This window comes from Shinella sp. JR1-6 (assembly GCF_004284735.1).
Taxonomy (GTDB): Bacteria; Pseudomonadota; Alphaproteobacteria; order Rhizobiales; family Rhizobiaceae; genus Shinella.
The window spans coordinates 1-25,721 of record NZ_SHMI01000002.1; the positions used below are offsets into that span (position 1 = coordinate 1).

A 25,721-nucleotide genomic window follows, 5' to 3' on the forward strand; every position below is an offset into this window, starting at 1 on the left:
AATTCCGGGAGCTTGGGCACAGCAACCTGAAAACTGGCTGCTCTCCTTTTCTGTTTGGCTAACGGATGCCGGAGTATTTTAGACACGGCTTGTCATGCGTTTGTCCCGATTTAAAAGAGTGCGCCGGTCTGATTGCACGGTGTATGCGGCTGGATCGGAGATTTCACTTGACCTGCCAAAGTTTGCAACTATCAAGTGTTATATCATTTTTTTCATCAGCCTGAGATAAAGGAATCGTGTGAGCACAATCGATATATTAGTGCCTGCAAATGACGTTCGGCGCATCCATCTTCTTGTTGCCGATCGCCTTGCCGAGAAGGGCCACGATATTGTGCTCGCAGGGGTGGAAACACCCGATGAACCCCGCATGCTCAGCAATATTCTTAGGGCAGAAAGAAGAACATTGCGGATTCGCGGCAACGATCTTTTCGATGTCGTGTCCACTGTCGGACTGTCCTCCTCCCGTGCCGAGGCAGCGCTGCGGATAGATCTGACGGCGAGCGGGCAGAGTTTCGCATCGCCGACACTTGAACCGCGCTTCAACGGTTGTGCTTCCGTCGCGTCCGCCGCGAAAGCGTTGATGCAGGGATGTTTGCCCAGGATCGATATCGTTCTCAACGACGATGAGGCCATTGGTCATGCTGCGCCCATGGTCGACAGTCGCCTGTCGCTCGTCCGGGGGCTGAACGATGTTCTGGCGCGCATGCTTACCCTTTTGGTGGATGCGGCGGATCGCTACCTCAGGAGCGGGGCGCCGGCAGAAACACCCTACAAGCGCGTCACGCGATCGCCTCAGCCGACGGCCGGGCAGTTGCTCAATGCCTATATGTTCTCGATGATGCCGCGCCAGCTGGCGGGCGCGGCTCACCGGGCACTGTTCAACATACACCGCTGGGATACGTACTATCGGTTCCACAAGGGTGTGCAGGTGGGCAGCACGGGGTCGTTGACGGGCGAGCCCTGGGCGATCCTGCCGGATGGCGGCAATCGCTTCTATGCCGATCCGTTTCCGTTCGACTGGAACGGGCGGCACTTCATTTTCGTGGAGGATTTTGCCGACGGGGATACGAAGGCCGTCATTTCCGTGGCGGAAGTGTTTCCCGATGGCAGGGCGAGCGTTCCGCGTACGGTCGTCGAGGAGCCGCATCATCTGTCTTACCCGCAGGTTTTCAGCCGCGACGGTGAAATCTGGATGCTGCCGGAGAGTGCGGCGGGCGGCGGTCTCGTTCTGTATCGTGCGGCATCGTTTCCGGACGGCTGGGTACGACACGCCGTCCTGATACCGGATCGTGCGCTTTTTGATGCGACGCTCCTGGAGCACGAGGGGCGCCTGTGGCTGTTCGCCAGTGAACGCGACACCTATGGGAGCGCTGCGGACACACTCGTGGTGTATTATGCGGACCGTCTGGATGGCGAATGGACGCCGCACCGCAGCAATCCGCTGCAGATAGACCGGGCCGCCGCCCGGCCCGGCGGGAGTTTTATCGGTGTCGGCAACCGCCTCGTATTGCCCTTGCAGGATGGAACGCAGGAATACGGCGCCGGCCTCGGGCTTGCCGATCTTCTCGAGCTGAACGAGGAGAGGGTGCGCCTTGCGGCCCCCGTTCCCATTCCGTCCCGTGACAAAGCGATTTCAAGAATACACACGCTCAACAGCAGCGAGCATCTCGAGGTGATCGACTGCAAGGTTCCACGGTTTCGCTGGAGCCTCAAGAGCCCGAGGCGCCTTGCTTCCCAGTGAAGCAAGGCGTTTTGTCAACCCGGAGATGCATGGCATCCGCTAAAGGACTTGCGCTGCTCATGCCAGGGTGCCCCGCTTCCGGGGCGAGGGGCTTTCTCTGCGCCTGTAATCTTCTGCGCCAGATTTTTGACGTTACAGGCCGCCACCCGACTGCGTGCCCTTGATGGCCGACCGGAGCCAGCCAAGCGTGCGATAGAGCAGCGAAACGGGCAGCGGGAAGGGCTTTCTCATCACGGCGGCCTTCTTGACATAGCGATCGATACGCCAGGTCGCCCAGGTGCCGGCCTTGAAATAGGCCATGTCGCCGCTGGTCAGGAGGCGCGCACTGCCGTCCTCGGCTGTCACGTGAACCTCGCCCTCGAGGATGACCACCATCTCGTCCCATCCGAAGAACCAGCGGAACTGGCCGGCCGTGCAATCCCAGACCGCCATCGTGGCATAGGTGTCCGCCGGCCGGGAGTGAAGCGCGGCGCGGGCAACGGGATTGCCTGCCATGACCCAGTCGGGGTTGATCGGGCGCGGCTCCATCGGCAATGCATTGGAGCTGGCTGCAACGAACACGTCCGGCTCGGCGCGGTCCAAAAACTGGCCTCTGTACATTCCTGCTGCAAGTGCTGCGGTGGCGGTGAAAATATGCCAGCTCATGGGGTCCCCTTCGTCTTACTTCGGCGGAGCATAACGAGGCCGGGTCAGCATGCCGTTTATGCGAAAGGTAAAGTTGTAATTGTTTTCACTTCAATGGCGAAAGCGCTGTCGCGGACGGGCCAAAGTTGAAGAATTGGCAAAGACAGGGCGCGGTGAATGGCAAATGTCGCCGCGTCCGTTCACGTTCTCGTCATTTGCCGCTCAAGCCTTAATTGCAAGAAGGTGCGTTTACGCTTTCAGAAGGTGTCATCCCTAGAACGGTTCGACAGGAACGGATTTTCGATTGAGGAAATGCTGAAGCTTTGCGCCATTGACGAGGCTCGCCTGGAAGCGGCCGAGACCCTGCTCTCGAAGGGGTTCCCCTCCCGCTCTCGTGCTTTCTGGCGCAAGGGACTGCGCAGGCTTGCCGATCAGAACAGGGCGGCCGGCCAACCGTCGGTTGGCTTCTTTCTTCTGGCGGGGGAGACCCCTGTCGGCATCCTTCTGACGATCTCCCGATGGGATGCGCAGACAGGTCGAAGGATCGTGAATCTTTCGAGCTGGTACGTGGAAGAGAATCATCGCTGGTCCGCCACACGTCTGATCATGGCGGGTTTGGCCGACAAGGAAGCGATCTACACGGACCTGACGCCGACCCCCGCCGCCGTTGAAATAAACAACCGTTTCGGATTCCGATCGATAGGGTTCGATCTTTCCCTCGTCGTCCTTCCCTGGCTGGCGCTCGCTGGTCCAAGGCAGGGGCGGCTTCGACCGCTCGAAGCTGTTCCGGCAGGCGCGCTTGCCGAAACCCTGCTGCGGGATCTCAGAAACCATCTGGCCCTCGGATGCATCGTGGTCGCGGTCGAAGTCGACGGGCGTTACCATCCGATCGTGCTCAGCGTCACCTCGCGCAAGCGCATTCCGGTCGCGCGGGTTGTTTTTGCCGAAAACCAGGACATCGTCGCTGACAATCTCGGGGCGCTTGCACGCCTGCTTGTCCTGCGTGGGGTGCCGGTTCTCGCGCTCCAGGTCGAGGAAGGTCGCAACGTCCCGCATGCCTGGATCTGGAAACGCGGCCTTTGCTACCAGGTGAAGGGCGATTGGGACGACAGATTGATCGATGAGCTCTATTCCGAGCGCGTACTTCTGAAGATGTAGCCGGTGAGAGGCAAAGGAAGAGGAGACGGACGATGCAGAGTGCAGCAGTCCCCACAGACGACATCAGCGCCGAGATCCACGCCTATATCGATCGGCGTTTTCCGGCACTCGCGCCCGTTGCGCCAGACACGGCACTGCTTGACGGCGCGATCGACTCCCTTGGCTTTCTCGAGCTGATCATGTTCCTCGGCGAGCGCTTCGGGGTCTCCATGGAGGATGACGGGTTCGATTTCCAGGAGCTGGCGACACCCGCAAGCCTTGTGCGCTTCGTCTCGCAGGTTCGGGCGTGACGGGATCACCGGTTCTTCTTCATCACCTTCTTGTCCCGCATGCCGAGAGCGGCAGGCGTGCGCTGGTTCATGGCGAGAGGGAACTCGACTATCGTGCCTTCCACGAGGCTGTCGAGCGCTTTGCCGCGGCGCTGTTGCAAGCGGGCGTCGAGCGCGGGGACCGCGTCGCGATCTTCCTGCCGCGCGGTATCGAAGAATGTGTCTCCATCTTTGCGGCCAGCCGGGCTGCCGCCGTTTTCGTGCCGATCAATGCGCTGCTGCGCGGTCCGCAGATCAGCCATATCGTCGCCGATTGCGCGGCGCGTATCGTCGTTACCAGCCGCGAGCTTGCGCCGATGGTCGCCGAAAGCCTGCATGGCGTTGCCGAAGCGCATATCCTGACCGTCGAGGAAATGGCGGAAGCCGCGCCTGTGGCTGTCCGTGAAAATGCCATCGGCGAGGATCTTGCAGCGATCCTCTATACATCGGGCTCGACCGGGCGGCCAAAGGGCGTGATGGTGTCGCACCGCAACCTTCTGGCCGGCGCGCGTATCGTGCGCACCTATCTCGGCATCACGCCGGAGGAGCGCATTCTTTCCATCCTGCCGTTCAGTTTCGATTATGGCCTCAACCAGCTCCTGACCGCGGTGGAGCAGGGGGCGACGACCGTCATTCTGACGTTCCGCTTCGGCGACGAGATCGTTCGCGCGTTGCGTGACCACAAGATCACCGCCCTTGCCGGCGTGCCGACCATCTGGGCGATCCTGACGAAGGCTGCGCCCCTCCTGCACAAGACCGCCTTGCCGGATTTGCGCTACATCACCAACTCTGGCGGGGCAGTGCCTTCGCAGACGGTCGCGGATCTGCGCAGGATGCTGCCGCAGACGAACGTGTTTCTGATGTATGGCCTCACCGAGGCTTTCCGCTCGACCTATCTGCCACCGGAAGAGCTGGACCGCCGCCCGACCTCGATCGGCAAGGCGATACCGGAATGCGAGATCTTCATCGTGACCGAGGATGGCCGCCGCGCGAGGCCGGGCGAGCCCGGCATCCTCGTGCATCGTGGACCGACCGTTTCGCTTGGTTACTGGAACCGGCCTGAGGAGACGGCCCGGGTGCTGCGGCAGAACCCGTTCCGCCCGCGGGATGAGGGCGGTGACATCGTCTGTTACTCCGGCGATCTGGCCGTAGAGGACGAGGACGGCTTCTTCTCCTTCATCGGCCGCAACGATGCGATGATCAAATCCTCGGGCTACCGCATCAGCCCGTCGGAGGTCGAGGAGGCGATCATGAGCACCGGGCGCTTCCGCCAGGTTGCCGTCATCGGCCTGCCGGATGATTTTGCCGGGCAGAAGCTCCATGCCGTGGCCGTGGCGCTGGAGCCGGATGTCGATGCGGCGTCGGTGTTGCAGGCGATCGCGGGCATGCTCGCGGCCTATATGGTGCCGCGAGGCCTCGAACTCGTCGAGGCTTTGCCGGTGACGCCGAACGGCAAGGTGGACTACCGGCAACTCGTCAGGGAGCGCACGGAAAATGGCTGATCCCGCGGTGAGGATGACGCGTCACGGCTACCCGCTTGCAACAGAGCTTTTCGAGGTGCGAGGCGACGACCTCCATGTCGGTGAGCTTTCGGTGCGCGAGATCGTCTCGCAGATAGGGTCGCCCGCCTATATCTATGACGGTGCGGTCATGCGCCGGGCCTATCGCCGGCTGGCCGCTGTACTCGACGGTTTTGCCGCCATCTACTACTCGGCCAAGGCCAATCCGGCCCGTAGCGTCATCCGTCTCTTCATCGAGGAGGGAGCGGGCGTCGAGATTGCCTCAATCGGCGAGTACCACGCGGCCATTGCCGCCGGCGCAAAGCCGGAGCGGATCCTCTTCGCCGGGCCCGGCAAGCGCCATGCGGAACTTGCGGCGGTTATCGACGGCGGGATTGGTGAAATCCACATCGAAGGGCATGACGAGATCGCGCGGCTCCGCGCGATCGGCCGGCCGGTCCGCGCCTCGCTGCGCATCAATCCGGTTCCAGCCGTTCAGGTGGGCGCCATGCGCATGGGCGGCAAGGCGACCGCCTTCGGCTTCGATGAGGAAGACCTCGATGCGGCGATCGCCGCCGTGCTTGCCGTGCCGAACATCGAACTCGTCGGCATCCATGTTTATGGCGGCACGCAGATCCTCGATGCGGCTGCGCTGATCGAAAGCTGGCGGCATGCCGTCACGCTGGCCGCGCGTGTTGCCCGCACGAGCGGGAGACCGCTTGCCACGATCGATCTCGGCGGCGGCCTCGGCATTCCCTATTATGATGGGGACAGGCCGCTCGATCTTGATGCCGTTGCCGCGGCCATTCCCGATCTGACGGCACTGATACGCTCCGAACCGCTGCTCGCTGGTGCGCGGGCCATCGTCGAGCCGGGGCGCTTCCTTGTTGGTACGGCGGGCCTCTATGTCAGTGAAATCAACGCCGTCAAGACGTCCCGCGGCGTGCGGTTCCTTGTCCTGGAAGGTGGTATGAACCACCATCTGGCGGCTTCCGGCAATCTCGGCCAGGTCATCAAGCGAAACTATCCGGTCGTTGCGCCTGCCCACATGGCGGCTGGACCGGATCTGCCCGCAACGGTGGTCGGCCCCCTTTGCACGCCACTCGATACGCTCGCGCGTGACACGGGGCTGCCGGCGCTTGCCGCCGGGGACCTCGTCGCCGTTCTGCAATCCGGCGCCTACGGCCTGACGGCGAGCCCGGGGCATTTCCTCTCCCATCCGGCGCCGGCGGAAGCGCTGGTGGAAAACGGCAGGATCGAACGCATCGCCCGCTAGAGTCCGTCTGCTTCATACTGACGGGCTCTAGCGTTCTTTGTTTTCGTTTGTCTTTTCGGGAAAGCCGGGTTCCACTTTTTCCGGACAAACTCTAGGGGCGCTACAGCTCTTCCAGCGTGTCGCCGAAGCGCTCGATTCCGCGCAGGCGCGTGCGGCCGGCGGGGCCGGCGCGCTCGATCGCGCGCGTCGTGATGAGGTGACAGACGGCCATGACCGAGACGTGGTTGAACAGCGGTCCCGGTGCGAGCGTGTGACAGCGAAAATGCCAGGTGGCACTCGCCCGATGGGTGACGCCTTCATCGGTGAGGTAGAGCAGCTTGGCGCCGCTCTTTTCGATCGCGGTCAGGATGCTGTCCATCTGCGCCACGCGGCGACGCAGGCCGAAGACGATGGCGACATCCTTCTCCGTCACGCTGACGAGATGCTCGCCGAGCGTCTGGCCGGCGCCGGGGATGGCGACGATGTTTTCCACCACCTGCGTCATCTGCCATTGTAGGTAATCGGCAAAGGCATGGCTGCTGCGAAAGCCGACCACCCAGGTCTTGCGCGCGGCCAGGATCGCGTCGGCGACGGCGTCCACCTGCGCATCGGTAATGCTCGAGAAGGTGCCTTCGAGATTGGCGATGCCCTGGGCGACATGAGCGCCAAGCGACTGCGCGCCTGCAGCATCCGTCGAGGTGGCGAGGAACAGGCGCGATCCGGTCTCGCGCTCGTCGCGCGCATGGCGGCGGGCTTCCTCGTAGTTCTCGTAGCCGAGCCGGCGGACGAATCGTGTCACGGTTGCATTCGAGACCTGGGCCAGCTTTGCGAGCTCCGATGCCGAATAGCTGGCAAGCTCTCCTGGAAAGTCACAGACGAAGTCGCCGAGTCGCCGCTCTGCCGGATGCAGGTCGTCAAGCGCATCACGCACGCGAAACAGGAACGAACGATCCGTAGAGCCCATCGGAGCCACCGCCTTTCACTTCGAAATCAAGCTTGTAACGGACTTGCAGGACTACGCAAGAATGCCGCTGGGGCCGGGACACAAAGTTTCTTGAAAAAATGATTTCTCATGTGTATTGTAAGAAAATTGATTTTCATGCCGATGCCAAGAGGAGGAGACTATGGCAGCAGAAGGTATGGTGCAGTCTGGCAAATCATCGCCGGCCATTCGGCAACTGGAGGGCGCGCTCACCCGTATCGGAGTGACGCGTGCGCACAAGCAGATCATCGCGCTGGTGCTGATCGGCTGCCTGTTCGACAGTTTCGAACAGAACACGATCGGCGTGTCCGGCCCGCTCCTGAAGGAGCATTGGGGACTGACGGGTACGGATATCGGCTTCCTGAACACGATTACTTTTGGCAGCGCCGCCATCGGTCGCCTGCTTTCCGGTATCCTCGGCGATCGCTACGGCCGCCGTGTCATGCTCACTGTCAATCTTTTGCTGTTTTCGCTCGGCTCCCTAGCCTGCGCGCTGGCGCCGGACTTCATGTTCCTGTGCATCGCCCGGGCCATCGTCGGCTTCGGCGTCGGCGGCGAGATTTCCACCGCCGTCACCATGCTGTCGGAATTCTGCTCGCCGAAATTCCGCGGAACGGCGGCCGGGCTCGTCAATGTGGGCGCGGGCGGTTTCGGCAATTTCCTTGCCCCCGTTTATGGTCTGATGATCTTCAGCATCTTCCCGGGTGAGGATAGCTGGCGCTGGCTCTTCGCCTCGCTTGCGCTGCCGGCCCTGCTGGTCGTCTTCTACCGCCGCTATGTGCCGGAAACGCCGCGCTTCCTCGCCTCGCAAGGGCGGATAGACGAGGCGAACAAGGTGCTCTCGGTGCTGGAATCCGGTTCGCTCCGGCCGAAGAACCTCGTGGTCCGCGAATATCTCTCGAAGGACAACGAGCAGGATGCGCCGCGCGCCAAGGGCGCCTGGAAGGAACTGTTCCGTGCACCCTTCCTCGGCCGCATCGTGCCGGTGTCCATCGCCATCCTGATGAGCTACGGCGCCCAGCTTTCCGTTCTGACCCTGATGCCCGTCATCTTCGTCTCGATGGGCTATACGCTGCAGGGCAGCCTGCTCTACAGCATGATCATCCAGAGCGGCAGCGTCCTTGGTGCCATCGCGGCCTCGATGTTCGGCTACTACTTCCCGCGCAAGCGCGTCCTGACCGTCGGTGCGATCTGCGCCTGCCTTGCCGCGCTTTCCATCATGCAGTTCGGCACCACCATCTATCTGGTGCTGTTCTTCGGCGCACTGTTCCAGTTCTTCGTGCTTCTCCTGAACACGTCCATCTGGATCTATGCGCCGGAACTCTTCCCGACCCGCATCCGCGCCTTCGGCGTCGCCTTCATCCTGGCGGCAGGCTCGGCTGCCGGATCCTTCGTGCCGACCATCTCGGGTGCGCTGTTCGACAGCTATGGCATGGGTGGGGTCTTCGGCCTCGCCGCCGCCATGTACGCCATCTTCGCCATCTGCATCCGCCTCGGGCCGGAAACCTATGGCATGTCGATGGAAGACATCACGCAGCGGGCGGACGCCACCACGGCAAGCGACAACCTCGTCGCAGAGCCCGCAAAAGCAGGAGCCTGACAAGAGCATGACCCCGCACATCCTGTTGATCAATCCCAACAGCTCCGAGCCCACCAGCGAGATGATGCACGCCATCGCGCTGGCCTCTTCGGCGGGCCGGCTGGTGGTGAAGACTGTCACCGCGCGCCGCGCGCCGGGCATGATCGTCACCCCCGAGCAACTGGCCGCCTCCGCCGCTGAAGTGGTGGAACTCGGCACCGCGCACGGGCGGGATTGTGCGGGGATCATCGTCAGCGCCTTCGGCGATCCCGGCCTTGCGGAGCTTCGTCGCAAGGTCGCGGTCCCGGTGGTGGGCATCTGCGAGGCCTCGATGATCGAGGCTTCGCGGGGCGGCCGGGCCTTCTCCGTCGCCACTTCGACGCCTGACCTGATCGAGGCCATCGGCCAGCGGGCGAACGATCTCGGTCTTGCCCATCTCTACAGGGGTATCCGCTGTACTGAGGGCGACCCCGTCGCGCTTGCATCCGATCCGGGCTTGCTCACCGAGGCGCTCTCCGGTGCGGTGCACGCGTGCATCTTCGAGGACGGAGCCGAAGCCGTCATCATCGGCGGCGGCCCGCTCGGCCAGGCGGCAGAAAAGCTGCGTCCGCGCTTCGATCAGCCCGTGCTCGGCCCGATCCCCTGTGCGGTCGAGCGCATCATCGGCCTCGTCAACGTGGCCAGCGATGCGCCGCAGGCGGCAGAGAGCTAAACTTCGACTGGCCGGGCATGCTCGGCCTTCGTGCCAAACACCCGGCGATACCGTTCGATTTCGGCGGGATCGCCGGTTGCTTTCAGCGGATTGTCCGAAAGCTTGACCGCCGGCCGGCCGTTGGCACTCGTCACCTTGCAGACGAGTGAGATCGGATCGAGCCCGCTGCCGCCATCCGGATCGCAGCCGCGGAAATCGTTGGTGAGATTGGTGCCCCAGCCAAAGCTCATGCGCACCCGCCCATGGAAATGCCGATAGGTTTCCTCGATCGTATCGACATCCATGCCATCGGAGAAGATCAGCAGCTTTTCCCGCGGATCGCGCCCCTTCTCCTGCCACCAGCGGATGATCTGCTCGCCGCCGGCGATCGGCGGGGCGCTGTCCGGCCGGAAACCGGTCCAGTCCGCCACCCAGTCCGGCGCCTCGGCCAGGAAGGCAGTGGTGCCGAAGGCGTCCGGCAGGGCGATGAGGAGATTGCCGTTGTAGTGCTGCCGCCACTCCTCCAGCACCTGGTAGGGCGCGGCGGCAAGCGCCTTATCATTCTCGGCCAGTGCGGCTGCGACCATCGGCAGTTCATGCGCATTGGTGCCGATGGCCTCGAGGTCCGCATCCATCGCGAGCAACACGTTGGATGTGCCGATGAAGCGCTCGCCAAGCCCTTCCTTCAGGGCCTCCACGCACCAGCGCTGCCATAGAAAACCGTGCCGGCGGCGCGTGCCGAAGTCGGAGATGACGAGATCCGGCAGATGCCGCAACCGCTCGACCTTCTCCCAGAGCCGGGCCTTGGCGCGGGCATAGAGCACGTCGAGCGCAAAAAGCCCCTTGTCGCGCATCGCCGCCCGGGATTTCAGCTCGTTGATGATGACGAGTGCCGGGATCTCCCACATGCTGGTATGGGTCCACGGCCCTTCGAAATGCAACTCGTACTGCCCGTCCACCTTGCGCAGCTCGTAGTCGGGCAGGCGGAAGGCGGCGAGCCAGGCGATGAAGTCCGGGCCGAACATGCGGGCCTTGCCGTAAAAACTGTTGCCCGCCAGCCAGATCAGTTCCTTCTTGGTGAAACGAAGCTCCCGGGCATGGTCAAGCTGTGCCCGCAGTTCCCCTTCGTCGATGACTTCGGCAAGCCGCACGGTTTTCGTCCGGTTGATCAGTGAAAAGGTCGCTTGGACATCCGGATGCAGCTGGCGGATCATCTGGAGCATCAGCAGCTTGTAGAAATCCGTGTCGAGCAGGCTGCGCACGATCGGGTCGAGCCGGAAATTGTGGTCGTAGGTGCGGGTCGCGAAATCGGTGACGGCCATCCGGCTCCTCCTGAATGATGCTCGAGAGGGGTATAGCGCACCGCCAAACGCTTCGGAATGCTTCTCTGGCTTCAAGAGCAGTACGGGCAGCATCCGGGCTGATATTTGGGGTCGGGAGTCTTGCGCACTCTCTTGGGGCATGGGTGACCTCGACACGAGGCCGCCACCCATATCGCCTGTAAATCCCCGATGCTCAGATGGAGATGACGGCTTCGGCACCGATGCCGCGGATCGTGCCGTGCGGTGTTGTCTCGGGGGACGTGCCGGCAGACGGAAGAAGGCGGATGCTTTTCACGTTGCCGGGGGCAAGATGGAACCAGTTGTCGGAAGGCAGGAAGCCGTCGATCTCGATGGCGACCGACTGGGCGAAACGATCGGCCGAGAGGTCGAGCAGCCAGCCATCCGTGTCCTGCCGGAGCGTCGCCGTCAGGCTGGCGGAAAAGAACGCCTCTGCCCGGCCGAGCGGAAAATGGAAGGCTTCCGCGGCCACCGTCCCGTCCGTATCGATGAGCCGGCCGACCGTGACGTCATGGGAGGGCGGGCCGAAGCGGAACGCGTAGGTCGTGTCGAAGAAGGCGCCGAAGAGCGCGGTTGCCGGCAGCGTTTCGGCGGAATGCGGGGCGAGCGCGATGTCTCTGCGACCGGAGACCACCGGCTGCCGTCCATGGCGCAGGCAGGAAAGCTCCAGCATCAGCCGCCGCTCTTCCGGGCCGTCGTTCCTTACATGGATGTCGAGGCCGTTGGTGCCTTCGTCACAAAGCGTGATCTGCACGGGCCGGAAAGCGCGGCGCAGCGCATGCCAGGCGGATTTCGGCAGGCCGGTCGCATCGACGATACCCCAGCCGGCGCCGGGCAATAGATCCTGGAACGTCCAGACGAGCGCGCCATTGCAGGTGGATTGCTCCCGCCGCCATTCGGCGAAGATCGCCTCCATCACTTCGCCGACGACGGCGCGGGAGAGATCGAGATAGCGGGCCGGGTCTTCGCGCCGCAGACGCGCCGGCTCGTGTCCGTAAAGGAGGGCGAGATAGTGGTCGCGCACATCCTCGAAATCCCAGGAGGCGCCGCGGTCGCGCGGCACGCGGGCCTTCCAGCGCGGATCGTGCACGGCAGGCACGGGCAGGTGCGCGTCGAGCGTTGCCTGTTCCGGGACATTGGCGAAGGCGAGGCTTTCGGCGGAAAAACGCACGTTTGCGCGGCGCGCATCTTCCAGCGGCCGGCAATAGGCACCGACGCCGTAATAATGCGTGACGCCGGCACCGGGCGAAAATGGCATCGCCCCGCCGCTCGGCGAGTTCTCGACGTAGGGCACATCGGGACGATGGGCGGCAACGAGCGCGGGCAGGATATCGAGCGTCAGCGGCCCCGCCCAGGCCGTCTCCGGCAGGCCGAGCATCGCGGCCTGCTGGTCGATCTCGCTGCCGCCGCAGAGCACGGCAAGCGACGGCGAGGCGGCGGTGGCATCGAGGAACTGTGCGACTTCGATCCTGACATTCTCGACGAAGGCCGGATCGGTTGCCGGATAATCGAAATTGGCGAACTGAAAATCCTGCCAGACGAGAAGGCCGAGCTCGTCGCACAGCGCGAAGAAATCCGGCGTCTCGTAAGTCATGGTGCCGCCGATGCGCAGCATGTTCATGTTGGCCTCGGCCGCAAGCGTCAGCAGTGGTTCGTAGCGCGCGCGCGTGCCCGGCAGATCGACGATATCGGCATTGGTCCAGACCGCCCCGCGGCAGAAGATTTTGACGCCGTTGACATGGAGAGCAAAGTCGCGGCCATCGGCGCCGCGATCGATCTCGATGCGGCGGAAGCCGGTGCGGCCGAGTTTTTGGCGCGCACCGTCGACGACGAGGGTGATGTCGTGCAGAACCGGCTTGCCATGGCTGCGCGGCCACCAGGCCTCGACATCGGGAATGCTGAGGCTGGCGCTAAAACTGTGCGCGCCGTTCGGGATCGCTTCGACGGCAACGCCCGCACATTCCACCACTGGCGCGACTGCACCCGAGAGCGTGAAGCCGATCTCGAGCTGGCCCTTGCCGTTCTCGTGCAGGCGCGCGGAGAGGCGGATTTCTGAGGCAACGGCCGGGCTCGGCCGTGTGAGGCGCACGGGGCGCCAGGGGCCGGCGGCGTGGACCTCCGCGCACCAGCCGGGCATGCGGCCGAGCAGGGTGGTGCGCACGAGGCGCAGGCCCTGCGGCGTGATCATCTGCGGCCGCCAGCGGGCGCGGGGGCCACGTTTTTCCAGATGCGGTTTCAGTGCGCGGAAGCAGAGAGCCAGGCGGTCGTTGCCGGTGAGCGTGACGGGCAGGCTGTGGCGCACGAACATGCTGTCGGAGGAGAGAACCAGCGTACCGTTCCACCAGACCTCGGCGATCGTCGCGAGCCCGTCGAACTGCAGCAGAGCCTCGCCGGGTGCTTCGCCGGAGAGATCGAGCGTGTACCAGGCGTCGAGATGGTCGAGCGGCTGCGGGGCGGTACGGTCGAAACGGCCGGCCCGTTCGAGTGCACCAGCAACGGTCCCGGGCACGGGAGCGTCGAGGAAATCGGAAAGGCTTTTCAGCGCCACCGGATCAGCCGCAGCGTCGGCCACTGTCAGCGCCATGCGCCAGCCGGTGGAAAGCGCCTTTCCGGTTTCGGTCATTCCGTCTTCCTTCAGTCGACGCGGGTGGCCAGTTGAGCCATCAGACTATCCCACGCTTCGAGCGCCGGATCGAGTGCCGTTGCCAGCGGATCGAACTTCCTGCGCGTCACGGCACGGGCAAGCTGGAACTGCACGGACTTCGCCGTTTCCGAGATTTTGCGCGCGGCCTCGGCCGCCTCGTTCAGGCTGCCATCCGGCGCGAGCCAGTCGAGATGGCTGCCGGCGAGTTCGAAATTCGCGCCGAGCTGGCGCAGCGTGTTGAAGGCGTATTTGTGGAAGAAGCCGAAGGGGCGATCGGCCACCGCTTCCACCTGGCCCGGAAAGGCCTTTGCGAAGGCCGCCACCGGGTTTTCGGCGGGGCGGCGCGCGAAATGCACAGCGGCGAGGCGTTTTGCCTCGCGGCGCAGATGGGTCTCGTCCGGCCGCTTTTCCGGGAATTTGGCGAATTCCGTGTAGGGCAGGAAGGGCAGGTCGTCGGGGCCGTCGTTCAGATGGAACAGGCCGTCGAAATCTGCGCCTTCCAACCGGAAAAATCCGGCATTGTGGAAGTAGTCGAGCTGCTTTGCCTGAAGGTCCAGCCGGTTGATCGCGACCGTCGTCTTGCCGTGCTCCTGGCCGTAGGCGACGCCGCGCGTATCCGGCATGTAAAAACTGTCCATCTCGACGAGGCAGAGGCGGCCGCGCGCGATCTGGGTCGCGACATGGCTCTCCACTTTGTCGAAAATGGCAAGTTCCGTGCAGCGGATGCCGTAGAGGCTTTCCAGGTCCTCCAGCGGCACCTTGAAGAAGGTGAACTGGTCGCCCTCGAAATCCTGGGTCAGGGAGAAGCCGAGCATCGCCTCCGGGGCGCTCCCGAAGGCGTTCAGTACCTCGATCCAGAGATCGACGTAGCAGTTCGTCTCCGGCCACATGCGCTCCGCGTCGTGCAGCGCGTGCGGCCGAAAGGTCTCGGGGTCTGCCCCGGGGAAGACGGCATCCATGCTTAGTCCTGATATCCGAGCGTCTTGCGGACGTCGTCCGGCCAGGCGGCGATATCCATGCCGTGGCGGGCGAAGAGGGCAAGTGCGATGCGCTCCAGGCCAAAACCGACGCAGGCGGTGTGCGCGACGTCGCCGTTTTCGAGATTGAGCCCCCACTTCGCGCCGAAGGCGTCCTGGTGGTAGTTGAAGCTCATGCAGGCGGTCGGCTTGGCGGCCGAGGTCACGGGGATGAGCAGCTCGAACTTCAGGTTCTGGTCGCGCTGGTTGTTGGCCAGCATGCGGCCGGCGCGGCCGAAGAACGGGTCGTTGGCCACGTCCATCGTCACGTCGAGGCCGACTTTCGCCATCATCTCCAGGCCGCGGTCCATCCAGGTCTGGCGGAAGGTCGTCACATGCTCCTGCGTACCCATGCAGACATATTCGCGCATGCGGAAGAGCTGCTGTCGGGCCGGGTCGTTGGAGGGCTCGTGGCGGAAGCAGTAGGACTGCAGATCGTAGAGGCCGCCCTTGGCCGGCAGGCGGCCGCGCTTGGCGATGGTCGGATAGAGCGGATAGCAGGCCGCCGGCGTCAGAACGATATCGGTCGCCTTCTGGTCCTTGGTCCAGTCGCCGCCGACCTCCATGCATTGCAGGAGGCTCATGTGGTCGAGCTCTCCGCCGCAGAAGCTGTGCACGGTGCCGGCAAGCTGCGGAAAGCTCTTCATGTAGCCCGAGGTTTCGAAATGCGCGCGGTTCATGCCCGGCGGAAAGCGCATCGCCTCCGCGCCGTCGGCGCCGCCATAGGCGTCGATCAGCCGCTCGAAGCGGGCGATGACATCCTCGAAGGCGCCGCTGCGGCCGTAAAGGCCTTCGACGCCGGTGTCGATGAGCAGGCCCGAATCGAAGAGCCGGTCGAGAAGGGAGGTCTGCATGTCCATGGTGTCACCCGATCAGGCTGGTGTCCTGCTTGTGCACAAGCAGGAGGTTCGACGTGTTGCCGAGGATGCGGTCGTTGGAGATCATGAGCTGGGCGGAATGCGCATCGCGCAGATGGCGGCCGAGGCTGAAGGGCGTGCCGTTCTTGTAGCCCATGATGCCGCAGATCAGCATGGCCTGGTTGATGATGGTGAGGATCGTTTCGGAGGAGGCGATCTTCACATTGTTCATCGCCACGGCAAAGCCCATGGAGGAGAGGCGGTCCGGATCGGCCTTGGCCGCTTCATATTCCTTGAGGCCCGCAATCGTATTCGATTTGACGAGCTGGAGAAGATTCGAGGCTTCCGCAAGCCGCAACGCGCCGGGTGGTGTCACGCCGGGGCTTTTGCGCGCGGCGGCGCGCACGAAGGCCTGCGCACGGGCGACGGCGTTGACGGCGATGCCGTACCACACCGCGCTCCAGAGCAGGTGCGAGGTGGCGAGCATCGACTGTGCCGCGATCTCGGCGAAGGGTTTGGGCAGGATCTGCGCCTTCGGCGCCTCGCCCTTGAACAGCCAGCCGTCCGAGCAGGTCCCGCGCATGCCGAGCGTATCCCAGACATGGGTTTGCTCGAGCGTATACTGGTCCCTGGTGAAGACGGTGATCACCTGGTCGGTCGAGGCAGCGTCCGCATGGGCGCGCGAGGTGATGAGGATTGCGTCGGCATGGGCACCGTAGGAGATGACGGTGGCGTCCTTGGTAAGGCGGCAGGTGTCGCCGGTGATCTCGATGGCGCAGATGCTGTTGCGCAGGTTCCCGCCGATGCCGCCTTCGGTCGTCGCCGAGGCGAGGAGGAGCTGTTCGTCGCAAACGCGGCGCATGAAGGCGGAATGCCAGGTATCGCCGGCACCGTGCGAGACGAGGCTCGACAGCTTGATGTGGTGCATGGCGAAGACCATGGCGGCGGCCGAGCAGGTCTGGCCGAGCACCGAGCAGATTTCGGCGATTTCAGAGACGGAGGCGTCCTCGCCGCCGAGCGCAGCGGGAATCTGGATGGAAAGCAGCCGTTCGGCGATCATCGCGTCGACGGCTTCCCGCGGGAAGCGGCCCTTGGCGTCCACGTCGTCGGCATGCGCTGCGGCCACGGCGGAGACGCGCTCGGCGCGTTCCGTCAGCCCCTTTCCGACGGTGAGTGTCATTCGGCGGCCTCCGTGCTCCCGACAAGGCCCGACACCGCCTTCGTGATCGCGTCGATGCTTTGGAAGGACTTGCGGTTGAGCAGGTTGTCGGGGAATTCGACGTCGAAGGCGTCTTCGATGCCGAGCATCACCTGCACGGAAGCAAAGGAGGAGAGGCCGGCTGCATAGAGATCGGCATCGTCCGCGAGCTGATCGACCGGCATCGGCAGGCCACCGTGTTTCGCCAGGATATCACGAATCTTCTGCTTCATGGTCTTCTCCGTCGTTTTCATTGCCGGCCGGACAGCGGGCTCTTGGCTTATCGTTCCTCAAAGGCATAACCGACGGTTGATAAGATCGGCTGAAAGGACATGGATAAGATTTCGTGAAGCGGGTGGGATTGCTGGATTGAACCGAGGCGTACCATTGCGGTGCTTTGTGAAGAAGGTGGTAACAGTCCCGGTTTTTCAGGGCGTTGGAGGAAGTGTGTTATGTCCTGAAATGGTGCGTCCCGCCGGCGTAAAAACTCCGTTAGCCATAAACGCAGGACGTGTAGGATTGAATGACAAAGAGGGTTGAAGTGGCCGTTTCGGGCGGTTCGGGGAGAGCGGTTTGCGGTTGCCAACGACGATGCGACCCTTCGGTATCTGGATCGACATCGCCTTTCAGCGCCTGCGCCTGAAGCCGACGGCAGCCTTGAGCAGCCGGTCGTGGCGCTCCGGTTGAACTCTTGCCGGAGGTGCTCTTTCGGGATTGCGAGACGGGATATGGGCGACCTCTGCCTCGTACAGTGAAGAAAAACCGTTTGGGAGGACTACAAAAGTTGTCGCCTGAGCAGCGCCTCGAGCCAGTCGGCGAAGACCTGCAACCGACGGGAGAGGTGCTGGCGGTGCGGGTAGAGCAGGGCCATCGGCATCGGCTCGGCGCGGTGATGGGGCATGATCTCGACCAGTTCTCCGGCTTCAAGGTGTCCTCTGACGTCATAGGCCGGTATCTGGATCAGTCCGAGGCCGGCGAGACAGCAGGCGATATAGGCCTCCGCACTGTTGACCGTGACGCGTCCCTGCATCTGCATCCTGTGCAGCGTCCCGTTCTCGAGCCATTCCCAGTCCTCGACCCGACCGCTGGAAGGCGAGGCGTAGTTGATCGCCCGGTGATACCGGAGATCGTCTGGCGTGTGCGGCGTTCCGTGAAGCGCCAGATAGGCCGGGCTGGCGACGTTGATGAGCGGCAGTCTGCCGATCGGACGTGCGATCAGGCCGGAATCACCGAGCGAACCGACGCGCAGAACACAATCGACGCTGTCTTCGACGAGATTTACCGCGCGGTCGGTGACGCCGAGATCGATGTCGATCTCGGGATAGTCGTCAAGGAAGCCGGGCAGGGCCGGCGCGACGATCAGGCGTCCGATCCGGCCGGGCACGTCGATCCGCAGCTTTCCCGATGGCCGTGCGGATGTCTGGCGGAACAGGTTTTCCGTGTCCTCGACATCGGCGATGACGCGCTGGCAGCGTTCGTAGAAGGCCACGCCGTCCTGGGTCGGGGAGACCTTGCGCGTGGTGCGATAGAGCAGCCGCGCGCCGACGCGGCCCTCCAGTTCCTGAACGGCTGCCGATACGGAAGAACGGGCAATCCCCAGCGTATCGGCGGCGCGGGTGAAGCTTGCCTGCTCGACGACACGCGCGAAAATGCGGAACAGATCGATACGGTCCACGTGTTCTACCCACTCGATTGCACGGAATTTCTGACAAGTGATGTCAGAATGGCCGTCTTTATCGGCTGATCCTAGACGATATGTTCTTCCCAAGAAAGCGATCGCTCATGTGATCGCGGAACCGGCAAAGGAGGCCGCCCATGACCGACCACAGCATCAAAGGCAAAACCGTCATCATCGCCGGAGGCGCGAAGAACCTTGGCGGGCTGGTCGCCCGTGACCTCGCGGCGCATGGCGCGAAGGCGATCGCAATCCACTACAACAGCGCCGCCAGCAGGGCGGAGGCCGACGCCACCGTGGCCGCCGTCAAGGCCGCGGGCGCCGAGGCCGTCGCCTTCCAGGCCGACCTGACGACGGCCGGTGCCGTCGAAAAACTGTTCGTCGATGCGGTCGCTGCCATTGGCCGGCCGGATATCGCCATCAACACCGTCGGAAAGGTGCTGAAGAAGCCCATGCTCGAGATCAGCGAAGCCGAATATGACGAGATGAGCGCCGTCAACGCCAAAACGGCCTTCTTCTTCATCAAGGAAGCAGGCCGGCATCTCAACGACAATGGCAAGCTGGTGACGCTCGTCACGTCCCTGCTCGGCGCCTTCACGCCCTTTTATGCGAGCTATGCCGGCACCAAGGCGCCGGTCGAGCATTTCACGCGGGCCGCGTCCAAGGAGTTCGGTGAGCGCGGCATCTCGGTAACGGCGATCGGGCCGGGCCCGATGGATACACCCTTCTTCTATCCGGCCGAGGGAGCCGACGCGGTTGCCTATCACAAGACCGCCGCAGCCCTGTCGGGGTTTTCGAAAACCGGCCTCACCGATATCGAGGATATCGTCCCCTATATCCGCTTCATGGTTTCCGATGGCTGGTGGATGACCGGCCAGACCATCCTCGTCAACGGCGGCTACACGACGAAGTAGGGGCCAGGGGCGGCCTTCCTCCCACGGGATAGGCCGCCTTCTGTCCGCCGGGATGGTCGTGGCGGCGCATTCCGGTTTTCGGGATCACACGGGGCTGCTGACGGGAGCGGTGCTCTCGCGGACGATGATTTCGACCGGCAGGATCGTCTCCGCGGGGATGTCCTCCGCCTTCTCGCCATTCATGAGTTGCAGCAGCACGGTGGCCGCGGTCTGGCCGGCACTGTGCTGGAGGATGCGGACGGTCGTCAGCCGGGGGCGGATGAGGTCGAGAAACGGCATGTCGTTGAAGCCGGTGACGGAAACCTCGCGCGGGCAGTCGATGCCGCGCTCGCGCAACTCGTCGATCGCGCCCAGTGCAAGACGGTCGTTGGCGCACAGGACGGCCGTGAATTTCCGGCCCGGTACCAGGAGATCCCGGATGCAGCGTGCGCCTTCCTGCTCGTCGAAGCGCCGGGCGGTTGCCACGAGGTCGGGGCGGAACTCCAGCGAAAGGGCAGCAGCGGCGTTGCGGAAGGCGGCAAGGCGAAGCTGGCCGGTCGACAGGTCCTGCGGACCGGCGAGATGGGCAATGTCGCGATGGCCGAGATCGCGCAGGTGGCGCAGCATCTCGCAGATGCCGGCATCCTCGTCGTTGATGATATAGGGAATCTGCGAGTTCTCGACCATGCGGTTCAGCGTCACCACCGGCAGGCCTTCGGCTGCGGCCCGCGCGATGGACGGATCGCTTCTCAACACGGCCGCGTGAATGATGCCATCGACGCCGCGGTCCCGCAGCACGTCGACAAGACGGCTTTCCCGATCCCGTTCGCTATCGGTGTTGACGATGATCGATGCGTAGCCCAGCGGCTCGAGAACGCTCTCGATACCGCGCAGGATAGGCGGAAAGATCACGTTGGTGATGTCGGGAATCATCACGCCGACGGTCATCGTGCGATTGGTCCGAAGCCCGGCGGCGATGCGGTTCGGCCGATATCCCAGGGCATCCGCCGCAGCCTGGATGCGGCTGGCAACCTCTTCCGTGATCGACTTGCGCTCCACAGGATCAAGCGCCCGGGAGACGGTGGATACGTGTACGCCTGTCTCCCGGGCGATATCCTTCAGCGTAACCCGTTTCTGCCGCATCTGATCCCCTCTGATTTTTCCATATTAGCAGATGACGGATGGCGCATGCAATCGTTTGCGAAAATCCTTGACCAAACGCAAGTGCCATGATACCTCATCTTCGCAATCGATTGCATGGACGCTTGGAGGAGAGTTCCTGCATCGGGCAGATACCGGTTCGTCGTGGAGGGCGGCCGGCAAAATACCCCTAATGATCCCGGACGGGGAATGCGGCAGCGTCCGCTGGGCTTCCTTTACCGGGCACGAAATTCAGCCGGGTTCCCCGCGGTGGGCGCCCGGTCGCGGATACAATCGATCGCTAACGGGAGGAAGGCGTATGAGATTGAATACATTGCTCGCGGCAACGGCCGCTGTGGCGATTACGGCCAGTGCGGCCCATGCGGAAAATCTGAGGATAGGCGCTTCGCTGCCGATTACCGGGGGACTCTCGGTCAGCGGCGAAAAACACAAGCGGGGCTACGAGCTCTGCACGAAACTGATCAACGAAGCCGGTGGCATTCTCGGCCGGCAGGTCGAGCTGATCGTCAGCGACAACCGGTCCGACACGGCGACCGCGATCAACCAGTACGAACGTTTCATCAATGTCGACAAGGTCGAGGCGGTATATGGCACGTTTTCGAGCCGCCTGACCTTCCCGGTCGCCAGCATCCTTTCGAAATACAACATGGTGCACGCCATTCCCTCGGGCGGGGCGCTGCGCATCTACGAGCAGGGCTACAAGAACCTGTTCTACTTCCAGGTCAACGCCGCTGAATATACCGGCAAGGACGTGGCCGCGGTTATCAAGCAGCTCATTCCGGCCGGCGAGGCGCCGAAGAGCGTGGCCGTGGTTTCAGCGGACGACTTCTTCGCCAATGCCATCGAGGCGGGTCTGCTCGGGCAGAAGGTGAAGGACCCCGCGACCGACAAGGAGATCGCCGATCTGGCACCCGGTTACCTCGCGGATGCGGGTATCGAGGTCCTGATGAAGGAGAAGTGGCCGGAGGAAGGTTTCAACGACTGGCTGAACCTTGCCAATTCGGTCAAGCGCTCCGGTGCCGAGATGGTCATCGGCCTCACGGCATCGGCGGAAGAAGCGGTGCAGTTGACCCGCAGCCTCAAGACCGTCGGCGCCACCCCCAAGCTGGTCTATCTCAGCCAGGGAGCGCAGACGGAGTTCATCGAGGGCGTTGGCAAGGAAGCGGCCGATGGCGTGCTGATCCACACCACCTGGCACAAGGACGTGCCGTTCGAAAGCACGCTGGCCGGCAAGCCGTTCAACAACGCTGACTTCGTTAAGGCCTTCACCGCCGAATACAGTGTCGAACCGGACGAGGACAGCGCCATTCCGTTCGCCGTCTGCCAGGGTATCGAGCAGGCGATCCTCGGAGCGGGGACCACCGACAATGCCAAGATGGGCGAATGGCTGCATGCGCGCACCAAGGAGGACCCGGTCCGCACGGTGCTTGGCCGCTTCTCCTGGGATGACGTCGGCCTGCCGGTGGAGAAGTCCCACATCATGACGCAGTGGCAGGATGGCAGCCTGAAGTTCGTCTACCCGACGGGCGAATTCGAGGGCGTATCGCCGTTCAGCTATCCCAAGAACGGGTTCTGAGAAGACAGGCAGTGGAGGGGTGCCCGCCCGGGCATCCTTCCCATCGCCGGCCATTGTCAGCGCAACTGCGAAAGGTAGATGGCGCATGCTGGAAGTGAAGAACCTCTGTAAGCATTTCGGCGGCATCAAGGCTGTCGACGGTGCGACGTTCACGGTCGAGAAAGGCGCGATCACCGCCCTGATCGGACCGAACGGCGCCGGAAAGACGACGGCGTTCAACTGCATCAGCCGGACGGCGGCGCCGACATCCGGCGAGGTCTGGCTCGATGGCGAGCGGATCGACCACCTCCGGCCGCACAAGATCACGGCCAAGGGCCTCAGCCGGACGTTCCAGATCTCGCGCAACCTCGGCGACATGACGGTGATCGAGAATGTCATCGTTCAATCCCGGGTCGAGGGCCTGCGCGGCCTGTTCCGCCCCGCCATGTCGCGGGAGGAGAAGGACAAGGCGATGTCGATCCTCGATTTCCTCGGCATCACCCGCATCGCCCACGAGGATGGTCACAATCTCTCCTACGGGCAGAAGAAGCTCATGGACCTCGCCGCGCTTTTGATGTCCGACCCGAAGATCATCCTGCTCGACGAGCCGGCCGGCGGGGTCAACCCGTCGCTGATGGAAGAGATCGTCGGCCATATCCGCGCACTTAACGACAAGGGCCTGACGGTGCTGATCGTGGAGCACAACATGGACCTGATCATGCGCCTCTCGCACAAGGTCGTGGTCATGGCGCACGGCAAGGTCATCTGCGCCGGCACGCCCGACGTCGTGCGCAGGGATCCCCACGTGCTGGATGCCTATCTCGGCGGCGTCCTGGAAGATGAGGCCGCCTGATGACGAAACTTCTTGAGGTCACCAACATCACCGCCGGCTACGGCGACGGCCCCGCCATCATCGATGGGGCGCATCTGACCGTCGAGCCCGGCAAGGTCCATTGCATCATCGGCCCCAACGGTGCCGGCAAGTCGACGCTGCTCAAGGCGATCTGCGGCATGCTGTCGATCCGCAAGGGCGACGTTCTGTTCAAGGGCGAGCGGCTGAACGGGCTGCGTCCAGACCAGATCCTGCGCAAGGGCATCTGTTTCGTGCCGCAGGAACGGGCGCTGTTTGCGAAGATGACCGTGCGGGAGAACCTGCGCATGGGCGGTTTCATCCTTGACGACAAGAAGGAGCTGGAGCGCCGCATCGAAGGCATTCTCGAACGTTTCCCGATCCTTCGCGAGCGTGCCGACCAGCATGCGGGCACGATGTCCGGCGGCCAGCAGCAGACGCTCGCCATGGCCCGCACGCTCATCATCAAGCCGGACATCGTCATGCTGGACGAACCGTCCCTCGGTCTTGCGCCGAAGGTCGTCCAGGAGATGTTCGACATCATGAAGATGATGTCGGCGGAAGGCGTCACCGTCCTCCTCGTCGAACAGAACGCGCTGATGGGGCTCAGGAACGCCGACTGGGGCGTGGTGCTCGATCTCGGCCGGACACTGTTCGAAGGCCCGGCCGCCACGGTGCTGGCCGATCCGCGCATCCAGGAACTCTACCTCGGCGGCAAGAAGGCCGCCTGACGAGGAACAGACATGGCAGAGATATTGCAGATACTGATCCTGGGCCTGGCGCTTGGCGGCGTCATCGCTCTCATGGGCTCCGGCCTGTCGCTTGTCTTCGGCGTGATGCGCATCGTCAATCTCGCCCATCCCGCGCTGATCATCGGCGGCGCCTACATCACCTACCTGGCGTTCAAGACGTTCGGTATCGACCCGATCGCCATGCTGCCCGTCGCGGCCGTTGCGATGGCGGCCGTCGGCGTGGTGCTCTACCGGCTGCTGTTCCAGCGGGAGACCAAGAGCGCCAAATACTCCGAGATGACCGTGCTGCTCACCTTCGCGTTGGCGATGATGGTGGAGGGGCTGCTTGGTGGCCTGTTCACAAACACGCAGCGGGTGACGTCGCCCGACTACGCCACCGCGGCGTTCTTCATCGGCGACGTCTTCATCCCCAAGGGGCAGCTCTATGCCGGTCTCGTCTCGCTGGCGATCATCGCGGCGCTGTCCCTGTTCCTCAAATATTCGCGGCTCGGCTATGCCATCCGTGCCACGACGCAGAACCGCGAGGCGGCCGAACTCCTCGGCGTCAACGTACAGTTCATCAGCGTGCTTGCCTTTGCCATCGGCATCGGTCTTGCGGGTGCTGCCGGATCGCTGGTCAGCTTCGTGTTCAGCTTCTTTCCGGCCAAGCACTGGGAGTGGATCGCCATGCTGATGTCGGTGGTCGTTCTCGGCGGCATGGGCAGCATTCTCGGCACGGTGGTCGGCGCGCTGGTCTTGTCCGTCATCGCCGCCTTTGTCGGCACCTGGATCGGGGCGACCTGGTCGACGCTGACCTTCTTCCTCGCCCTTTTCATCATTCTGCTGGTTCGGCCACAGGGCCTGTTCGGCGAAAAACCGGAGATGGCATGATGGCCGTTACCCTTCAGGATTCCAGCGCCAGCGCTGTCATCGAGGCGCGCCGCGCCCACAACGAGAAACTGTCGCGCAAGGCGGACCAGACCCGCGCGACCTGGTTCCCGCTCACCTTGCTTGCGCTGCTCGCCGCACTGCCGCTGCTGCAATTTACCGGGAACTACAATTACGTCTTGCACCTGGTGCTGTTCACCGCCTCCTACGTCGCCATGGCCTCGGGCTGGAACATCCTCGGCGGCTTTGCCGGTTACGTCTCGCTCGGCCACGCGGTGTTCTTCGGCGTCGGGGGATATTTCTCCGGCATGCTTCTGGCGCGCTACGGCATTTCCACGCTGATCACCGCGCCGATTGCCGGCCTCGTTGCCGCAGCCCTCGGCTATGCCGTCGGCATGGTCACGCTCAAGGTACGGGGCCCGAGCTTCATCATCTCGTCGATCGCCCTTTTGATGATCGCCCGTATCCTGTTCGACAACTGGCACTTCATCGGCGGTGCCAACGGTCTCACCCTGCCGCCGAACGACCTCTCGGTGCAGTGGGCGAAGGTGCCGTACTACTATGCCATGCTGGCGATCGCGGCCTTCACCGTATGGTCGGCCTACAAGATCAAGCACTCCAAGTTCGGCCTTGGTCTGCGGGCTCTCTCCAAGGACGAGATCAAGGCGGAAAGCGCCGGCATCGACACGCGCTTCTACAAGGTTTCGGCTTTCGCGCTCTCGGCCTTCTTCGTCGGCATGGCGGGTGCGGTATGGGGCGAGTACCTCACCTATCTCCGGCCGAACATTTTCCTGCTCATCCTGATCTCGGCCAACATGGTGCTGATGTGCATCCTCGGCGGCAAGGGCACGATCGCCGGACCGGTGATCGGCGCGATCCTCATCGTCGCGCTCAACGAGCTCTTCGTCGCCACCATGGGGGCATCCGAAATCAACATCCTCGGCACCGGCCTGGTGATGGCGCTCGGCCTGATCTTCTTCCCGCTCGGACTGGTCGGGACCCTCGCCAGAAGCGGAAGGCTGCCGCGCGTCCTCAACTGGGACTAGCCGGGCACCGCACGGCCCGACACCAGAGAA

Annotated in this window: 23 protein-coding genes; 13 read left to right on the plus strand and 10 right to left on the minus strand. The window is 63.5% G+C overall.

Annotated features, from left to right (window positions below; translation table 11 throughout):
- Nucleotides 1-238 precede the first annotated feature (238 nt).
- The gene (locus EXZ48_RS02685) at nucleotides 239-1,741 is read left to right on the plus strand and encodes a hypothetical protein (protein ID WP_130514231.1); all 1,503 of its coding nucleotides are present in this window, start codon (nucleotides 239-241) and stop codon (nucleotides 1,739-1,741) included.
- Between the two features lie 132 nt (nucleotides 1,742-1,873).
- Here the strand turns inward: EXZ48_RS02685 and EXZ48_RS02690 are convergent, their stop codons facing one another.
- On the minus strand, nucleotides 1,874-2,386 hold the full coding sequence (locus EXZ48_RS02690; protein ID WP_023512105.1) for a cupin domain-containing protein: 513 nt from the start codon (nucleotides 2,384-2,386) through the stop codon (nucleotides 1,874-1,876).
- A 156-nt stretch (nucleotides 2,387-2,542) separates the two neighbouring features.
- Between EXZ48_RS02690 and EXZ48_RS02695 the strand changes: the two genes are divergently transcribed.
- From EXZ48_RS02695 to EXZ48_RS02710, 4 genes are read left to right on the plus strand one after another with little or no spacing between them, the layout of a single operon-like run.
- Nucleotides 2,543-3,523, plus strand: coding sequence for a hypothetical protein (locus EXZ48_RS02695; RefSeq protein ID WP_130514232.1), 981 nt, complete (start codon nucleotides 2,543-2,545; stop codon nucleotides 3,521-3,523).
- 32 nt (nucleotides 3,524-3,555) lie between these two features.
- Nucleotides 3,556-3,813: an acyl carrier protein gene (locus EXZ48_RS02700; protein WP_023512103.1), complete on the plus strand. Its 258-nt coding sequence runs from the start codon at nucleotides 3,556-3,558 to the stop codon at nucleotides 3,811-3,813.
- A complete protein-coding gene (locus tag EXZ48_RS02705) occupies nucleotides 3,810-5,333 on the plus strand; it encodes an AMP-binding protein (RefSeq protein ID WP_130514233.1) in 1,524 nt (507 codons plus the stop codon). The genes EXZ48_RS02700 and EXZ48_RS02705 overlap by 4 nt, the downstream gene beginning before the upstream one ends.
- Complete coding sequence (locus EXZ48_RS02710) at nucleotides 5,326-6,606, plus strand: type III PLP-dependent enzyme (protein ID WP_130514234.1); 1,281 nt, start codon at nucleotides 5,326-5,328, stop codon at nucleotides 6,604-6,606. Before EXZ48_RS02705 ends, EXZ48_RS02710 begins: the two co-directional genes overlap by 8 nt.
- Before the next feature lie 100 nt (nucleotides 6,607-6,706).
- Here EXZ48_RS02710 and EXZ48_RS02715 read toward each other — a convergent pair whose 3' ends face one another.
- Entirely contained in the window at nucleotides 6,707-7,549 is an 843-nt protein-coding gene (locus EXZ48_RS02715; RefSeq protein ID WP_023512100.1) for a MurR/RpiR family transcriptional regulator, read from the minus strand.
- Between the two features lie 160 nt (nucleotides 7,550-7,709).
- On the opposite strand from EXZ48_RS02715, the gene EXZ48_RS02720 reads away from it, so the two are divergent.
- The gene (locus EXZ48_RS02720) at nucleotides 7,710-9,167 is read left to right on the plus strand and encodes an MFS transporter (protein ID WP_050744614.1); all 1,458 of its coding nucleotides are present in this window, start codon (nucleotides 7,710-7,712) and stop codon (nucleotides 9,165-9,167) included.
- Nucleotides 9,168-9,174: 7 nt separating this feature from the next.
- Nucleotides 9,175-9,858 (plus strand): aspartate/glutamate racemase family protein, encoded by a 684-nt coding sequence (locus EXZ48_RS02725; RefSeq protein ID WP_130514235.1) that lies wholly within the window; start codon nucleotides 9,175-9,177, stop codon nucleotides 9,856-9,858.
- On the opposite strand, the gene pncB is transcribed toward EXZ48_RS02725, so the two are convergent.
- The 7 genes from pncB to EXZ48_RS02760 all read right to left on the minus strand — a co-directional run bounded on the left by pncB (nucleotide 9,855) and on the right by EXZ48_RS02760 (nucleotide 18,567).
- A complete protein-coding gene (gene pncB / locus EXZ48_RS02730; protein WP_130514236.1) occupies nucleotides 9,855-11,159 on the minus strand; it encodes a nicotinate phosphoribosyltransferase in 1,305 nt (434 codons plus the stop codon). The two genes, EXZ48_RS02725 and pncB, sit on opposite strands and share 4 nt — an antisense overlap.
- A 193-nt stretch (nucleotides 11,160-11,352) precedes the next feature.
- Nucleotides 11,353-13,800 (minus strand): glycoside hydrolase family 2 protein, encoded by a 2,448-nt coding sequence (locus EXZ48_RS02735; protein WP_207900348.1) that lies wholly within the window; start codon nucleotides 13,798-13,800, stop codon nucleotides 11,353-11,355.
- Nucleotides 13,801-13,811: 11 nt separating this feature from the next.
- Entirely contained in the window at nucleotides 13,812-14,780 is a 969-nt protein-coding gene (locus EXZ48_RS02740; protein WP_130514237.1) for a DUF1839 family protein, read from the minus strand.
- A gap of 2 nt (nucleotides 14,781-14,782) precedes the next feature.
- Nucleotides 14,783-15,697: an amino acid--[acyl-carrier-protein] ligase gene (locus EXZ48_RS02745; protein WP_023512094.1), complete on the minus strand. Its 915-nt coding sequence runs from the start codon at nucleotides 15,695-15,697 to the stop codon at nucleotides 14,783-14,785.
- 4 nt (nucleotides 15,698-15,701) lie between these two features.
- The gene (locus EXZ48_RS02750; RefSeq protein ID WP_130514238.1) at nucleotides 15,702-16,874 is read right to left on the minus strand and encodes an acyl-CoA dehydrogenase family protein; all 1,173 of its coding nucleotides are present in this window, start codon (nucleotides 16,872-16,874) and stop codon (nucleotides 15,702-15,704) included.
- Nucleotides 16,871-17,125, minus strand: a complete 255-nt coding sequence (locus EXZ48_RS02755) for an acyl carrier protein (RefSeq protein ID WP_130514239.1) — start codon at nucleotides 17,123-17,125, stop codon at nucleotides 16,871-16,873. The genes EXZ48_RS02750 and EXZ48_RS02755 overlap by 4 nt, the downstream gene beginning before the upstream one ends.
- A 542-nt stretch (nucleotides 17,126-17,667) precedes the next feature.
- A complete protein-coding gene (locus EXZ48_RS02760) occupies nucleotides 17,668-18,567 on the minus strand; it encodes a LysR family transcriptional regulator (RefSeq protein ID WP_130514240.1) in 900 nt (299 codons plus the stop codon).
- A gap of 140 nt (nucleotides 18,568-18,707) precedes the next feature.
- On the opposite strand from EXZ48_RS02760, the gene EXZ48_RS02765 reads away from it, so the two are divergent.
- A complete protein-coding gene (locus tag EXZ48_RS02765; RefSeq protein WP_130514241.1) occupies nucleotides 18,708-19,481 on the plus strand; it encodes an SDR family oxidoreductase in 774 nt (257 codons plus the stop codon).
- Between the two features lie 84 nt (nucleotides 19,482-19,565).
- Here the strand turns inward: EXZ48_RS02765 and EXZ48_RS02770 are convergent, their stop codons facing one another.
- Nucleotides 19,566-20,603 carry a LacI family DNA-binding transcriptional regulator gene (locus EXZ48_RS02770; RefSeq protein ID WP_130514242.1) on the minus strand — a complete coding sequence of 346 codons (1,038 nt, stop codon included), beginning with the start codon at nucleotides 20,601-20,603 and terminating at the stop codon, nucleotides 19,566-19,568.
- A gap of 316 nt (nucleotides 20,604-20,919) precedes the next feature.
- On the opposite strand from EXZ48_RS02770, the gene EXZ48_RS02775 reads away from it, so the two are divergent.
- The 5 genes from EXZ48_RS02775 (at nucleotide 20,920) to EXZ48_RS02795 (ending at nucleotide 25,691) form a co-directional block, all read left to right on the plus strand.
- Nucleotides 20,920-22,197, plus strand: a complete 1,278-nt coding sequence (locus EXZ48_RS02775) for an amino acid ABC transporter substrate-binding protein (RefSeq protein ID WP_023512129.1) — start codon at nucleotides 20,920-20,922, stop codon at nucleotides 22,195-22,197.
- Between the two features lie 85 nt (nucleotides 22,198-22,282).
- The gene (locus EXZ48_RS02780; protein ID WP_050744624.1) at nucleotides 22,283-23,029 is read left to right on the plus strand and encodes an ABC transporter ATP-binding protein; all 747 of its coding nucleotides are present in this window, start codon (nucleotides 22,283-22,285) and stop codon (nucleotides 23,027-23,029) included.
- Nucleotides 23,029-23,757: an ABC transporter ATP-binding protein gene (locus EXZ48_RS02785; protein WP_050744625.1), complete on the plus strand. Its 729-nt coding sequence runs from the start codon at nucleotides 23,029-23,031 to the stop codon at nucleotides 23,755-23,757. Before EXZ48_RS02780 ends, EXZ48_RS02785 begins: the two co-directional genes overlap by 1 nt.
- 12 nt (nucleotides 23,758-23,769) lie before the next feature.
- Entirely contained in the window at nucleotides 23,770-24,648 is an 879-nt protein-coding gene (locus EXZ48_RS02790) for a branched-chain amino acid ABC transporter permease (protein ID WP_023512132.1), read from the plus strand.
- Nucleotides 24,645-25,691 (plus strand): branched-chain amino acid ABC transporter permease, encoded by a 1,047-nt coding sequence (locus EXZ48_RS02795; protein WP_051758831.1) that lies wholly within the window; start codon nucleotides 24,645-24,647, stop codon nucleotides 25,689-25,691. The genes EXZ48_RS02790 and EXZ48_RS02795 overlap by 4 nt, the downstream gene beginning before the upstream one ends.
- Nucleotides 25,692-25,721: the final 30 nt, after the last annotated feature.

Coding starts and splice junctions, on each gene's coding strand:
- EXZ48_RS02735 (WP_207900348.1), bottom strand. CDS start 13,800: ATGACCGAAACCGGAAAGGCGCTTTCCACCGGCTGGCGCATGGCGCTG.
- EXZ48_RS02690 (WP_023512105.1), bottom strand. CDS start 2,386: ATGAGCTGGCATATTTTCACCGCCACCGCAGCACTTGCAGCAGGAATG.
- EXZ48_RS02720 (WP_050744614.1), top strand. CDS start 7,710: ATGGCAGCAGAAGGTATGGTGCAGTCTGGCAAATCATCGCCGGCCATT.
- EXZ48_RS02710 (WP_130514234.1), top strand. CDS start 5,326: ATGGCTGATCCCGCGGTGAGGATGACGCGTCACGGCTACCCGCTTGCA.
- EXZ48_RS02755 (WP_130514239.1), bottom strand. CDS start 17,125: ATGAAGCAGAAGATTCGTGATATCCTGGCGAAACACGGTGGCCTGCCG.
- EXZ48_RS02700 (WP_023512103.1), top strand. CDS start 3,556: ATGCAGAGTGCAGCAGTCCCCACAGACGACATCAGCGCCGAGATCCAC.
- pncB (WP_130514236.1), bottom strand. CDS start 11,159: ATGGCCGTCACCGATTTCGCGACCCGCACCTACGACCACAATTTCCGG.
- EXZ48_RS02770 (WP_130514242.1), bottom strand. CDS start 20,603: ATGCGGCAGAAACGGGTTACGCTGAAGGATATCGCCCGGGAGACAGGC.
- EXZ48_RS02750 (WP_130514238.1), bottom strand. CDS start 16,874: ATGACACTCACCGTCGGAAAGGGGCTGACGGAACGCGCCGAGCGCGTC.
- EXZ48_RS02785 (WP_050744625.1), top strand. CDS start 23,029: ATGACGAAACTTCTTGAGGTCACCAACATCACCGCCGGCTACGGCGAC.
- EXZ48_RS02740 (WP_130514237.1), bottom strand. CDS start 14,780: ATGGATGCCGTCTTCCCCGGGGCAGACCCCGAGACCTTTCGGCCGCAC.
- EXZ48_RS02745 (WP_023512094.1), bottom strand. CDS start 15,697: ATGGACATGCAGACCTCCCTTCTCGACCGGCTCTTCGATTCGGGCCTG.
- EXZ48_RS02790 (WP_023512132.1), top strand. CDS start 23,770: ATGGCAGAGATATTGCAGATACTGATCCTGGGCCTGGCGCTTGGCGGC.
- EXZ48_RS02775 (WP_023512129.1), top strand. CDS start 20,920: ATGAGATTGAATACATTGCTCGCGGCAACGGCCGCTGTGGCGATTACG.
- EXZ48_RS02795 (WP_051758831.1), top strand. CDS start 24,645: ATGATGGCCGTTACCCTTCAGGATTCCAGCGCCAGCGCTGTCATCGAG.
- EXZ48_RS02715 (WP_023512100.1), bottom strand. CDS start 7,549: ATGGGCTCTACGGATCGTTCGTTCCTGTTTCGCGTGCGTGATGCGCTT.
- EXZ48_RS02695 (WP_130514232.1), top strand. CDS start 2,543: ATGGCAAATGTCGCCGCGTCCGTTCACGTTCTCGTCATTTGCCGCTCA.
- EXZ48_RS02725 (WP_130514235.1), top strand. CDS start 9,175: ATGACCCCGCACATCCTGTTGATCAATCCCAACAGCTCCGAGCCCACC.
- EXZ48_RS02780 (WP_050744624.1), top strand. CDS start 22,283: ATGCTGGAAGTGAAGAACCTCTGTAAGCATTTCGGCGGCATCAAGGCT.
- EXZ48_RS02765 (WP_130514241.1), top strand. CDS start 18,708: ATGACCGACCACAGCATCAAAGGCAAAACCGTCATCATCGCCGGAGGC.